Raw genomic sequence first — 12766 nt, 5'->3', positions numbered from 1 at the left:
CGTCAGAAGCCGCCGTCGATCTCGATCTTGCTGCCGTCGAAGAACCGCGACAGACGGAACGCATGGGGATCGACGAGCGGCGCGTCGTTGGCGACGATATCGGCCATCAACTTGCCCGCGCCCGGACCGATGCCGAAGCCGTGCCCCGAGAACCCCGTGCCGATGAAAAGCCCGGGCACGCGCTCGACGCCCGAGATGACCGGCACCGCGTCCGGCGTCACGTCGATATAGCCGGCCCACGACTGCTCCACCGTCACATGCGCGAGCGAAGGGAAAATGGACCGGAACTCGGCGAGCGCGGTTTCGTTGAAGGCTTCGACCGGCGCGGGGTCGAGCGTGCGCACGCGCTCGAAGACTGTCTCGCGGTCGAGCGGCCAGCGGCGCGGGCGGCGCAACTCCTCGAAAAATCGCGCGTTGAAGCCCAGCTTGATGGAACCGAGCTGGCTCTTGAGCGCGGGCAGGAACTTGCCGAAGAGACGAAAGCTGTCAGGCGTGATGTCGCTATAGCTGCGAAACGCGTTCGCAATCGAATAACCGCCGTCCAGCCGCTTGCGATAGCCGACCGACTGATTGCACGCGCTCACTTCCGGGCCGCCGGGCAGCGGCGCGGTGCGCACGACCGACGAGCGCACCATCAATTGCGGCACGTCGACGCCGAGATTGCCGGCGAAGAGCCGCGTCCACGCGCCGCCCGCGACCACCACGCTGTCGCAGCGAATCCGCCCGTGTTCCGTCACGACGCCGCTCACCGCGCCGCCGCTGGTTTCCACGCCGCGCACGGCGCAGGGCATCGCGATCTTGACGCCGCGCTCGCGCAGCGCGGCGGCCATGGCGGGCACGGCGCGTTGCGGTTCGGCGCGGCCGTCGCTCGGCGTGTAGATGCCGCCCGCGAAGCGCCGCGCCGCGCCCGGCATGAGCGCGGCGGTTTCTTCGGGCGACACGATGCGCGAATCGAGCGCGCCGCGTCCGACCTTGGCGACGGCGCGCGCGAGCCACGCTTCATGGTCGGCGAGGGCGTCGGCGTCATCGGCGGCATACAAAATGCCGCATTCGCGATAGCCGCTGTCGATCCCGAGATCCGCGTCCATACGACGCCACAGCTTCAGGCTTTCGAGGCTGAGTTCGAGCTCCCGCAAGTCGCGGTGCGTCGCGCGGCACCAGCCCCAGTTGCGGCTCGACTGCTCGCCCGCGACGTGGCCCTTCTCGCACACCGCGACCGAAAGTCCCTTCTCCGCGAGAAAGCGCGCGGTGCTGATGCCGATCACGCCGCCGCCCACGACGACTACATCGACGCGCTCGGGAATCGCAACATCTTCGGCGATGCGTTCGGTCGGCGGACCCATGCTAGGCCGCTCCCCGGGTCGCGGCGCGTCGTGCGAGTGGAATCATGTATTAAGCATGCAGAGAGTTAACCGAGCCCACGCATCCTAAGTGAATCGGCGGCGCTTCGCCATCTGGACAAAAGTCGTGCGGCAGCGCGCTTCCTGCGCCGCGAGCACCGATCCGCTACGATGGACCCGACGCTTCGCGCAGTGCTTCGGCGCGAAGCGTTCATCGACAAGCGTCTCGATGACCGCGCGCCGCGTGCGCCCGGTCGAACCCATGGCAATAAATACGCAACCATCTTCACGGAGAACTCTCGTGCAAAAGACTGCATCGGCTAAATGGAGCGGCGGCATCAAGGACGGCAAGGGTTTCATCTCGACGCAAACCGGCGTGCTCAACGAAGCGCCGTATGGATTCAAGTCGCGCTTCGAGGAAGGCCCGGGCACGAACCCGGAAGAACTGATCGGCGCGGCGCACGCCGGCTGTTTCACGATGGCGCTTTCGCTGCAACTCGAACTGGCGGGCATGAAGGCGGAAAGCCTCGAAACGAAGTCGACGGTCACGCTGGAGAAAGACGGCGAAGGCTTCACGATCAGCTCCTGTCAGCTCGACCTGAAGGCGAAGATTCCCGGCGCGGACAAGGCCGCGTTCGACAAGGCCGCTCAGGCGGCGAAAGAAGGCTGCCCGGTGTCGAAGCTGTTCGCCGGCAACGCGAAAATCACGCTGAACGCCGAACTCGAGTCGTAATTCGCCACCGAACGGCATATCGCGGACGGCTCAGGCCGTCCGTTTTGTTTTGTGTCGCGCTATTGCGCTTTGTCGTCGGCACGCGGTCCGCCCGCTATCATGCCGATGGTTCGTCGCCGCAGGCCGACCATCCCATTCACCCGATCAGCCCGGAGCGCCGATGAAACTCAAGCTCGACTGGACCCTCGTTGCGCCGATTCTCGCGCTCGTCGTGCTCGGCGCGGCCCCGCTCATTCACGGCGCCGTGTTGACCGCGCTGGCGGCGGTCGCGCTGGCGTTCGCCGTGTTCGCGGCGGTGCATCACGCCGAGGTGGTCGCGCATCGCGTCGGGGAGCCATTCGGCACGCTGGTGCTCGCGGTGGCGGTGACGGTGATCGAAGTGGCGCTGATCGTCTCCGTGATGCTGTCCGGCGGTCCGGAGAAGGCGGCATTGCCGCGCGATACGGTGTTCGCCGCGATCATGATCTGCGGCAACGGCATCGTCGGGCTGTGCCTGCTGATGGGCGGCCTGCGGCATCACGTGCAGGACTTCCAGCTGCAAGGCGCAAGTGCCGCGCTCGCCATTCTCTGCGCGCTTTCCGTGCTGACGCTCGTGCTGCCGAACTTCACGAGCACGGTGGTCGGTCCTGCGCTTTCGACGTCGCAACTGATCTTCGTCGGCGTGGTGTCGCTCGTGCTGTACATGATGTTCGTGTTCGTGCAGACCATCCGCCATCGCGATTACTTTCTGCCGTTCGCGCCGAAGGCCGCGGGTTCGCCCAATGCCGCGGACGACGGCCCGCACGCGCCGCCGCCGAGCAACGCGCAAGCGTGGCTCGCGCTTGCGTTTCTGATGCTGTCACTCGTCGCGGTGGTCGGGCTCGCCAAGCTGCTGTCGCCGGCCGTCGAGGCAGGCGTCGCGGCGGCGGGTGCGCCCGAGGCGGTCGTCGGCGTCGTGATCGCCGCGCTCGTGCTGCTTCCCGAAGGCTTTGCTGCGTTGCGCGCCGCGCGGCTCGACCGCTTGCAGACGAGCCTGAACCTCGCGCTCGGTTCGGCGCTCGCCAGCATCGGATTGACGATTCCGGCGGTGGCGGTCGTGTCGATCGCTATCGGCCAGCCGATCGCGCTCGGCCTCGCGCCGAAGGAAATCACCATGCTCGCGCTGACGCTCGTCGTCTCCGTCATCACGCTCGGCACGGGCCGCTCGACGGTGCTGCAAGGCGTCGTGCATCTCGTGATTTTCGCGGCGTTTCTGTTCCTTTCTGTCGTGCCGTGACGCATCGCGTTTGCTACCATTCAGGGTTTTCCCGAAAGGGGCCACCGCGCGCCGCGTGTTTTGCACAAGAGAAACGCAGCGCGCCAGCAATCACCGCAAGTCTCGAAGGATTGGAATGTCGCAGAAGAAGTTCGTCAGCAAGTCCGCATCGTTCGCTCTGCGCGCGATGCTCGCCGCACTCGCCATCACCTCGTTCTCCGCGCACGCGAAGGACATCACGCAAATCCGCTTCGCCGTGGATCCGTCGTATCCGCCGTTCGAATCGAAGCAGCCTGACGGCAAGCTCGTCGGGTTCGATATCGACCTCGGCAACGCCTTGTGCGCGCAGATGAAGGTCAAGTGCGTCTGGGTCGAGAATAATTTCGACGGCATGATTCCCGGCCTGAAAGCGCGCAAGTTCGACGCCGTGCTCTCCGACATGGGCATCACCGAAGAGCGTCTGAAGCAGATCGACTTCACCCAGCCGCTTTACGACACGCACGCGCAACTCGTCGCGCGCGCCGGCTCGGGCATTCTGCCGACGCCGCAGGCGCTCAAAGGCAAGCGCGTGGGCGTCGAGCAGGGCACCGTGCAGGAACGCTACGCGAAGGCGAAGTGGGAACCGCAAGGCGTGACGGTCGTCCCGTACGGCGATCAGGAACAGGTCGAAGGCGACCTCGTCGCGGGCCGTATCGATGCCATGTTCACGGACGCGGCGCAGGCAGCCATCGGCTTTCTGAAGAAGCCGCAGGGCAAGCCGTTCGCGCTCGTCGGGCCGATCGTCGAGGACAAGGCGCTCATCGGTCCGGGCACGGCCATCGGCCTGCGCAAGGGCGACGCCGATCTGCAGAAGGGCCTGAATCAGGCGTTCGATGCCATCAAGAAGGACGGCACGTTCAAGCGCATCATGGCGAAGTACTTCGCGACCGACGTTTCCATTCAGTAAGCGCGCAAGCGTCGCGCATACGGTCGAAAGGCATCGCTCGCGGTGCCTTTTGTTTTTTCAGGCGGCAGTTTCGAAGGTCAGGCGCAATGCAGATTCACGATCATCCGCTCGTCGGCGCCGCGCTCGGCACCAAGCGCGCGATCAGAAGCTATTCGTTCGGACCGGGCGACGTCGCCGTGCCGAAGGTGTACATCCAGGCATCCTTGCACGCCGACGAGTTGCCCGGCATGGTGGTCGCGTGGATGCTCAAGCGCCGCTTCGCCGAACTCGAAGCCGCGGGCATGCTCAACGCGCGGATCGTGCTCGTGCCGGTGGCGAATCCCGCTGGGCTGAATCAGCATTGGTTCGGCACGCACATGGGCCGCTTCGACATGCAATCGGGACACGACTTCAACCGGCGCTTTCCCGATCCCGGCCCGGCGCTGGCGACGCAACTCGAAGGCCGCCTGACCGACGACGCCGCGCGCAACGCGGACCTGATCCGCGCCGCGTTGCGCCGCCATTTCGCCGCGGCCGAAGGCGCGACGGAACTGGAATCGCAACGCATCGCGCTGATGCGTCTTGCCTGCGACGCGCATCTCGTCATCGATCTGCATTGCGACTGGGAAGCCGTCGCGCATCTCTACACGACGCCGGATGCGTGGGCCGCCATCGAGCCGCTCGCGCGCTTTATCGGCAGCGAGGCGCAGTTGCTGGCCGACGTATCGGGCGGCGAGCCGTTCGACGAAGCATGCACGTCGGCGTGGCGTTTTTTGCGCGATGCGTTCGGCGCGCGTTTCCCGATTCCGACGGGCGTCACGCCGGTCACGCTCGAACTGCGCGGCGTGCGCGATGTATCGCACGAGACGGCGGCGCACGACGCGCAAGCCATCGTCGATTATCTGACGCACGCGGGCTTTGTCGCGGGCCGCGCGCCCGAGCCGCCGCCGCTCTGCCATCCCGCGACGCCGCTTGCCTGCTGCGAGTACCTTCATGCGCCGGCGTCCGGCGTGATCCTGCATGGGCGCGAAATCGGCGAGCGCGTGAATGCCGGCGAGACGATTGCCGACATCCTCGATCCGCTCGAAGACAGGCTCGTTCCGCTCGTCGCGCAGACGGAAGGCGTGCTGTACGCGCGCCACTGGACGCGCTTCGCGACGACGGGAATGCTCGTCGCGCGGATCGCGGGCAACGGACCGGCGCGTCACGGCGAACTGCTGGCGAAGTGATGAATCGGAAAATGCGACCGGCAGACGGACGAGAGACGCTGTAGCTTTTTTGAGAATTGGTTGCAATGCAGCATGAAAAGCGTATAGTTAGGGTTATCCCCTAGCTACTTACCCTGAGAGCTTTCCATGAAAACCACCGCTCAACAATCTGTGCTCGTTTCGTTCGGTTCGTGGATGCGCGCAGCGAAGGCTGCGGTGCGTCGCGAGTGGAATCGCGCGCTGCAATTGCATCTGCAGAACTGCGAGATCCTCGTCGAAGCGTATCGCAAGTAAGTCCGAGTCCGCCTCGGCCTGACGCCCGGTCAAGCGCATCAGCATTGGACAAAGCCCCGGAAGCGAATGCTTCCGGGGCTTTGTCGTTTCAACGCACCGCGTCTAGATCGCCCAGCCGCCCAGATAGAACACCGCGAGCGCCGCCGCGATCGCCACCGTTCCCACGTTCAGCTTGCGGATCTCGCCCGCGACCACGCGCCCGATCACCAGCGTACAGAAGCCGAGCATGATGCCGGTCACGATGTTCGCCGTCAGCACGATAAACACCGCGCAGACGAGTCCCGACATCGTGTCCACCGTGTCGTCCATGTGTAGCTTCGCGACGTTGCCGAGCATCAGCAAGCCGACGTACATCAGCGCGGGCGCCGTCGCGTAAGAGGGCACCAGGCTCGCGAGCGGCGAGAGGAACATCACCGCGAGAAAGAGCGCGCCGACGACGCTCGCCGCGAGGCCCGTTTTCGCGCCCGCCGCCACGCCGACCGACGATTCGATATACGCCGCCGCCGGCGCGCCGCCGAAACATGCCGAGAAGATCGAGCTGATCGAATCCGCCGTCAGCGCGCGGCCGCCGTTCACGATGCGTCCGTTCGCGTCGATCTGGCCCGCCTGGCCCGCGACCGCGCGGATCGTGCCGGTGGCGTCGAATACCGCGGTCATCACGAGGGCGAGCACGCTCGGCAGCACGGCCATCGAGAGCGCGCCTTTGATGTCCATCGCGCCGATCAGCGACGCATGACCCGGCGCGGACAGCGACGGCAACGCGAATACGCCATGAAAGCGCACGGCCGGATCGATCACGAGGCCGATCGCCGAGAGCCCGATCACCACCAGCAAGATACCGCCCGGCACGCGCCGGCGCTCCAGACCGAAGATCGCCGCGAGCCCGGCCACGGACATCAGCACGGGCAGCGCCGTGATGTGACCGAGCGAGACCGGCATGCCCGGCGCGGGATTCTTCACGATCAGGCCGACATCGTTGGATGCGATCAGAAGCAGAAACAGCCCGATGCCGATGCCCGTGCCATGCGCGACGCCCGTCGGCAGATTGCGCAGAATCCACGAGCGCACGCCGGTCACGGAAATGGCCGTGAACACGACGCCCATCAGGAACACCGCGCCGAGCGCGATGGCGGGCGAAAGGCCCTTGCCGAGCACGAGGCCGAACGCGGTGAACGCGGTCAACGAAATGGCGCAGCCGATGGCGATCGGCAGGCGCGCCCACACGCCCATGAGCAGCGAGCCGAACGCGGTGGTGAGGCACACGGCGACGAACACCGCGCTGGTATCGAAGCCCGCCTTGCCGAGCATGCCGGGCACGACGAACACGGAATAGACCATCGCGAGAAAGGTCGTGACGCCGGCCACGACTTCGCGTTTGGGCGTGCTGCCGGCGCGCGAAATGCCGAAGTAGCGGTCGAGCACGCCGCCGCTGGCCGTCTGAACATCCTGTTCCCGATTGAGGGGCGTGATATCGCCAAGCTGCTGGGCGGGGGATTCCAACATGAGCTGCTCCTTTATCAGCACGCTGAAACGAATGCCCGTGCGCGCGTCGATGCGCACTGCGGTTCCGTCGTCAGGGTCGTCTCGTATGTAGTTCTGGATGGGCCGGGTGCGTCGCGCGCAGCGGCGCATGGTGCACTCGGTCAGGACAGAGACTAGGGGAACGAAACGCGCGGTCCAATCCCGCGCGAAACATGCCGCTCATGCCAGCATTCTTATATTTCTGAGAATCCCGCGGGGGACGGGCCTAAGAGCGCGACCGGCGAAAGCCGGACTAGGGCAAATGCCTAGTCCGGACCGAGGGCGACGCTTTCAACTTGAAAGCGCCAGCGCCTCGTTACTGAATGACGCGCGACACGCCACGCCCGCGCGGATCGGACATCGGCTCAGGCGTTTCGCCGTTGATGCGAATCGCCTGAATGTCGCCGTTGAAGCCCTGCATCGAGAAGGTGTAGCCCTTCGCCTCGAGTTGCTTCACGACCTCGGAATCGAGCTGATGGAACGGCTCCTGGTAGATCGTGTTGGGCGGCAGCAGTTGATGGTGAAAGCGCGTCGCGCCGACGGCTTCCGGCAACGGCATCCGGAAGTCGTACACGTTCGACAGCACCTGGAAGATCGACGTGAAAATGCGCGATCCGCCCGGCGTGCCGATCACCATCGCGACCTGGTCTTCCTTCGTGAGAATGGTCGGCGTCATCGACGAGAGCGGCCGCTTGCGTGGCGCGATGGCGTTCGCGTCGCTGCCCACGACGCCGAACATGTTCGCCACGCCCGGCTTCGCGGAGAAGTCGTCCATCTCGTCGTTCAGCACGACGCCCGTGCCTTCCGCGACCACGCCCGCGCCGAAGTAACCGTTGATCGTGTACGTGTTCGACACCGCGTTGCCCCACTTGTCGACGACCGAGAAGTGCGTCGTCTCCGCCTTCTCCGGCATCGACGTGCCGAGCCCCGGCTGCACGCTCTTGGTATCGGACGGCGCCTCAGGATTCACTTCCTGCGCGCGCTTCAGGATGTAGTCGTCGTCGATCAGTTGCGCGACCGGCACCTTGTAGAACTCCGGATCGCCGAGATACTGCGCGCGGTCGGCGAACACGCGCTTCTCGATCTCCGCGACGAGGTGAATGTACTGCGCGGAATCGAGCGGCACGCCTTCGAACTTGTCCTTCAGGTCGGCCTTCATCTTCAGCAACTGAACGAGGCCGACGCCGCCCGAGCTCGGCGGCGGGGCGGTGATCACGCGATAGCCGTTCCAGCTCGCCACCACGGGCTGCCGCCAGACCGCCTTGTACTCCTTCAGATCGCGCGCGGTGATGAGTCCGTGTCCGGTCATCGACGTGGCGATCAGTTCCGCGGTCTTGCCCTGATAGAAGCCTTTCGCGCCCTTGTCCGAGATGCGCTGCAAGGTCTGCGCCAGATCCGGCTGCTTGAACACTTCGCCCGCTTTCATGCCGCCGAAGTAGAGATCGAAGTTCGTCTTGCCGGCGAAGTCTTTCGACGCACGGTCGCGCCGCTCGATCAGTTGATCGTCGACGACGAAACCGTCCTGCGCGTATTGAATCGCGGGCGCGAGCACCTGCTTCCATTTCAGCTTGCCGAAACGCTTTTGCGCTTCCCACATGCCTTCCACCGTGCCCGGCACGCCGACCGCGCGATGCCCGTACAGGCTCATGCCCTTGATGACCTCGCCCTTGTCGTCGAGGTACATGTTGCGCGTGGCGGAAATCGGCGCGCGCTCGCGGTAGTCGAGGAAGTAGGGCCGATGGTTCACGTAAAGCGTCATGAACCCGCCGCCACCGATGTTGCCCGCCTCCGGATACGTGACCGCGAGCGTGAACGCGATGGCGACGGCCGCGTCGACAGCGTTGCCGCCCTGCTTGAAGATTTGCTCGGCGGTGTCGGCGGCGTACTTGTCGGCGACGGCGACTGCGGAGGCCGTCAAAACCTGCGGCTGTGCGTCCGCTGTCTTCGCATACGCGGGCGACGTTTCGACGAAGCCCGCGACGCTGAATGCGGCGACGGCCGCGGCTGTCAGCGCGAGGGACCGAAAGCGGTGTTCCTGTTTCAACGGCATCTCCTGCATTCTCCTTTCTTCGGTATCGACTAGCGCCTTATAACACGGCCGGCGCGCCTTACGGCATCAACTGGCCGCCGTTCACGTCGATGATCTGGCCGGTCACGTAGCGCGACATCGCCTCCGACGCGAGATAGAGGAACGCGCCGCTGCAATCGTCCGCCTCGCCGATATAGCCCATCGGGATCGACTTGCGGAAGCCTTCGAGTTGCTCGGGCGTCGAGAAGCGGTCGTGAAACGGCGTGCCGATCACGCCCGGCGCGACGGCGTTCACGCGAATGCGGTCGGCCGCGAATTCCTTCGCCATGCCCTTCGTGATGGTGCTGACGAAGCCTTTCGACGCCGCGTACAGCAGCGCGCCCGGCCCACCGCCGTTGCGCGCCGCCACCGACGTCACGTTGATGATCGAACCGCCGCCGCCCGAGCGCAGCGAAGGCAGCGCCGCCCGCGTGAACGAGACGACCGAGCGCGCATTGATGTTGATGATGTCGTCGAAGAGCTCGTCGGTCGCGCTTTCGAGCGGCTCGCGCTTCACGAGGCTGCCCGCGTTGTTGATGAGCACGTCGATTTTGCCGAACGCATCGACCGTTTGCGCGACAACGGCCACGATCGCCTTCGAATCGCGCACGTCACCGCCGACGGTGATCGCGCTCACGCCGAACGCGCGGACATCTTTCGCGACTTCCTCGGCCTGGTCCTTGGAACTGTTGTAATGCACCGCGACATTCGCGCCGTAACGCCCGAACGCGCGGGCCGCCGCCGCGCCGATGCCCGTGCTCGCGCCCGTGATGAGGATCGACTTGCCTTTCAGATCGTGCATGAGTGCTCCGTTTGATGGGGAAGTGGGACGTGCTCCGACCGAGAGTATGAAGCGAATAGTGAAAACTTGTTAAGGGTAGGTGGCCGCTCTTTGCGGCGCTCGCCAAAACCGGCACCATCTTGAGTGCGCCGCCGGTGGCGAATGCGGCGTCCGCTAACCCTTGCCGAATCAGGAGGCATTCATGAGTGCACCAGTCGATCCCATCCCCGAAGGCCGTCATGGCGTGATTCCGTATATTGCGGTGGCGGGCGGCGTCGCGGCCATCGACTTCTACAAGAAAGCGTTCGGCGCGACCGAAGTCTTCTCCATGCAGGAGCCGGGCGGGCGCGTCGGGCATGCGGAGCTGCTCATCGGCGGCAATCCGTTTTATCTGAGCGACGAATTCGCGGAGATGGACGTGAGAGGCCCGCTCGCGGTCGGCGGCACGCCGGTGATGCTGCATCTGTACGTGGAAGACGTCGATGCCGTGGTGCAGCGCGCCGTCGACGAGGGCGCGACCATTGTGCGGCCAGTCGAAGACCAGTTTTACGGCGACCGCGGCGGCAAGCTGCGCGATCCGTTCGGCCATGTCTGGTGGATCGCGACGCACAAGGAAGACGTATCGCCCGAGGAATTGCGCGCTCGCGCGGAGCGTCTCTTCGGCGGCGCCTGACTTGCGGTCTAGCGTGTCGTCGCTGCGATCTGCGCGACGACACGCTGCGGTCCGTTCTTGCGAGCCGCCGCAGGCTCGCACCGGTCCCAGTCGCTCGTTCGGGCGACATTTCGAAAAATTTCGTCATCAAGCGCGATTGCGGGTGGCATCCGCATGACCGATGCGAAATACTCGCCGGCAGTCATCAAGCAAATCAAGCGCGGCTCGGAAATGTTCCGAGCGTGGCGCATGATTCTCGCTCATTGGCACTACTAATGGCATGCGCGTTCGTTTAGCCCAAACGCTAAACGTGGTCGCGCGCGCAGCCTTCCAGAACAAACACTACAACGAGACAAAGAGGAATCCGATGAAGTCGTTCGCCGCTCTCAGCTCCTTCCATCGCACGGCAATTACCGCCGCCAGCGCCGCTTTCGTATTCACGGCGATGCCTGCCGCAGCCGCCATCGTCCCGCCCGGCGTGACGCTTGCCGCCAAGCAAGAACTGGTGCGCAACAACGGCTCGGAAGTGGAGACGCTCCGGCGCTCGTCGAATCGGTCGGCGCGGCGAATCTGGCGCGCGACCTCTTCGAAGGACTGACCGCGACCAACGGCGACGGCACGGTCGTTCCCGGCGTCGCGGAGAAGTGGGAGCAGAAGGACCCGACGACGTGGATCTTCCATCTGCGCAAGAACGCGCGCTGGTCCAACGGCGACACGGTGACCGCGAACGACTTCGTCTACGGCTGCCAGCGTTTCATCGATCCGAAAACGGCGTCGTCGTACGCGAGCGTCTTCGGCCCGTTCCTTCTGAACGGCGCGGAGATCGTCGCGGGCAAGAAGCCGGTGAGCGCGCTCGGCGTGCGCGCCATCGACGCGGCCACGGTCGAAGTCAGGACTTCGGGTCCGGTGCCGTTCCTGCCCGAATTGATGTCGAATGCGAACCTCGGGCCGGTGCATCGCGCGACGGTGGAGAAGTTCGGCAAGGAGTGGACGAAGCCGGGCAATCTCGTGAGCAACGGCCCGTTCCAGTTGAAGGACTGGCAGGTCAACAGCAAGCTCGTGCTTGCGAAGAACCCGAACTACTGGGACAAGGAACATGTGCAGTTGACGAAGGTGACGTACCTGCCGGTCGAGGACGAGAACACGGACGTCAAACTGTTCCAGTCGGGCGAGAACGACATGACGTATCAGTTGCCTACCGGCACGTATGCCAAATACCGACAGCAATTCCCGAACGATATCCGCAACTCGCTGGTTCTCGGCACGCGCTACTACAGCTTCAATAACCGCGATCCGCTCCTGAAGGACGTGCGCGTGCGCAAGGCGCTCTCCATGGTGATCGACCGCGATCTGCTCGCGCAACGCGTGACCGCCGACGGACAGACTCCGAGCTACGGCCTGCTGCCGAAGGGCGTGAGCGCCGCGGACGTGTCCGCCTATGAATGGGCGAGCTGGCCTATGGACAAGCGCGTCGCGGAAGCGAAGAAGCTGCTGGAACAGGCGGGCGTGAAGCCGGGCACGACGCTGCGCTTCGCCATGAATACGAGCGACTACAACAAGAAGATGGCGATCTTCGCGGCGTCGGAATGGAAAACGAAGCTGGGCCTCTCCACCGACATTGAATCGATGGAATTCAAGGTGCTCTTGAAGAAGCGCCATGACGGCGACTACCAGATCGCGCGCAACGGCTGGGTGGCGGACTACAACGACGCGACGACCTTCCTTACGCTCGTGCAGTGCAAGTCCGAGCAGAACGACAACTTCAACTGCAATCCGAAGGCCGACGCGCTCGTCAAACAGGCAAGCGAAACCACGGATCTCGTCAAGCGCAAGCAGTTGCTGACCGAGGCGGCCAGGCTCGTGATGGAAGACTATCCGATGCTGCCGCTTCTGCAATACGGCCTGCCGCGCCTCGTGCGCAGCACGGTCGGCGGCTATTCGCTGAAGAATCCGGCGGACCACTACGGCAGCAAGGACCTCTACATCGTCAAGCATTGACGCCAAGGACAC

10 protein-coding genes and 1 pseudogene are annotated in these 12766 nt (G+C 64.8%); 7 read left to right on the top strand and 4 right to left on the bottom strand.

Annotated features, from left to right (window positions below; genetic code table 11):
• Nucleotides 1-2 precede the first annotated feature (2 nt).
• Nucleotides 3-1343, bottom strand: a complete 1341-nt coding sequence (locus NCR35_RS16835) for an NAD(P)/FAD-dependent oxidoreductase (RefSeq protein ID WP_250535250.1) — start codon at nt 1341-1343, stop codon at nt 3-5.
• A gap of 298 nt (nt 1344-1641) precedes the next feature.
• Between NCR35_RS16835 and NCR35_RS16830 the strand changes: the two genes are divergently transcribed.
• The 5 genes from NCR35_RS16830 (at nt 1642) to NCR35_RS16810 (ending at nt 5734) form a co-directional block, all read left to right on the top strand.
• Complete coding sequence (locus tag NCR35_RS16830; protein ID WP_350029209.1) at nt 1642-2073, top strand: OsmC family protein; 432 nt, start codon at nt 1642-1644, stop codon at nt 2071-2073.
• Between the two features lie 160 nt (nt 2074-2233).
• Complete coding sequence (locus NCR35_RS16825) at nt 2234-3328, top strand: calcium:cation antiporter (protein WP_250535249.1); 1095 nt, start codon at nt 2234-2236, stop codon at nt 3326-3328.
• A gap of 115 nt (nt 3329-3443) precedes the next feature.
• Entirely contained in the window at nt 3444-4253 is an 810-nt protein-coding gene (locus NCR35_RS16820) for an ABC transporter substrate-binding protein (RefSeq protein ID WP_502801688.1), read from the top strand.
• Nucleotides 4254-4339: 86 nt separating this feature from the next.
• On the top strand, nt 4340-5461 hold the full coding sequence (locus tag NCR35_RS16815) for a succinylglutamate desuccinylase/aspartoacylase family protein (RefSeq protein WP_250535248.1): 1122 nt from the start codon (nt 4340-4342) through the stop codon (nt 5459-5461).
• A gap of 126 nt (nt 5462-5587) precedes the next feature.
• Nucleotides 5588-5734 carry a hypothetical protein gene (locus tag NCR35_RS16810; protein WP_175941675.1) on the top strand — a complete coding sequence of 49 codons (147 nt, stop codon included), beginning with the start codon at nt 5588-5590 and terminating at the stop codon, nt 5732-5734.
• A 102-nt stretch (nt 5735-5836) separates the two neighbouring features.
• Here NCR35_RS16810 and NCR35_RS16805 read toward each other — a convergent pair whose 3' ends face one another.
• The 3 genes from NCR35_RS16805 to NCR35_RS16795 form a co-directional block, all read right to left on the bottom strand.
• The gene (locus NCR35_RS16805; protein ID WP_250535247.1) at nt 5837-7237 is read right to left on the bottom strand and encodes an NCS2 family permease; all 1401 of its coding nucleotides are present in this window, start codon (nt 7235-7237) and stop codon (nt 5837-5839) included.
• 334 nt (nt 7238-7571) lie between these two features.
• Nucleotides 7572-9305, bottom strand: coding sequence for a gamma-glutamyltransferase (gene ggt / locus NCR35_RS16800; protein WP_250535246.1), 1734 nt, complete (start codon nt 9303-9305; stop codon nt 7572-7574).
• Between the two features lie 58 nt (nt 9306-9363).
• Nucleotides 9364-10125, bottom strand: coding sequence for an SDR family NAD(P)-dependent oxidoreductase (locus NCR35_RS16795; RefSeq protein WP_250535245.1), 762 nt, complete (start codon nt 10123-10125; stop codon nt 9364-9366).
• 181 nt (nt 10126-10306) lie between these two features.
• On the opposite strand from NCR35_RS16795, the gene NCR35_RS16790 reads away from it, so the two are divergent.
• Together NCR35_RS16790 and NCR35_RS16780 are read left to right on the top strand one after the other, a co-directional pair.
• The gene (locus tag NCR35_RS16790) at nt 10307-10777 is read left to right on the top strand and encodes a VOC family protein (RefSeq protein WP_250535244.1); all 471 of its coding nucleotides are present in this window, start codon (nt 10307-10309) and stop codon (nt 10775-10777) included.
• Between the two features lie 346 nt (nt 10778-11123).
• Nucleotides 11124-12754: pseudogene (locus NCR35_RS16780) on the top strand (peptide ABC transporter substrate-binding protein).
• Nucleotides 12755-12766 lie beyond the last annotated feature (12 nt).

Source organism: Caballeronia sp. AZ10_KS36, assembly GCF_023631105.1.
GTDB lineage: Bacteria > Pseudomonadota > Gammaproteobacteria > Burkholderiales > Burkholderiaceae > Caballeronia.
The sequence above is the reverse complement of the archived record's forward strand: the minus strand, read 5'-3'. Positions and strand labels throughout refer to the sequence as shown.

Excerpts from the sequence above, each read along its gene's own strand:
- NCR35_RS16820 (WP_502801688.1), top strand. The coding sequence starts at position 3,444 with ATGTCGCAGAAGAAGTTCGTCAGCAAGTCCGCATCGTTCGCTCTGCGC.
- NCR35_RS16815 (WP_250535248.1), top strand. The coding sequence starts at position 4,340 with ATGCAGATTCACGATCATCCGCTCGTCGGCGCCGCGCTCGGCACCAAG.
- NCR35_RS16835 (WP_250535250.1), bottom strand. The coding sequence starts at position 1,343 with ATGGGTCCGCCGACCGAACGCATCGCCGAAGATGTTGCGATTCCCGAG.
- NCR35_RS16790 (WP_250535244.1), top strand. The coding sequence starts at position 10,307 with ATGAGTGCACCAGTCGATCCCATCCCCGAAGGCCGTCATGGCGTGATT.
- NCR35_RS16805 (WP_250535247.1), bottom strand. The coding sequence starts at position 7,237 with ATGTTGGAATCCCCCGCCCAGCAGCTTGGCGATATCACGCCCCTCAAT.
- NCR35_RS16825 (WP_250535249.1), top strand. The coding sequence starts at position 2,234 with ATGAAACTCAAGCTCGACTGGACCCTCGTTGCGCCGATTCTCGCGCTC.
- ggt (WP_250535246.1), bottom strand. The coding sequence starts at position 9,305 with ATGCCGTTGAAACAGGAACACCGCTTTCGGTCCCTCGCGCTGACAGCC.
- NCR35_RS16810 (WP_175941675.1), top strand. The coding sequence starts at position 5,588 with ATGAAAACCACCGCTCAACAATCTGTGCTCGTTTCGTTCGGTTCGTGG.
- NCR35_RS16795 (WP_250535245.1), bottom strand. The coding sequence starts at position 10,125 with ATGCACGATCTGAAAGGCAAGTCGATCCTCATCACGGGCGCGAGCACG.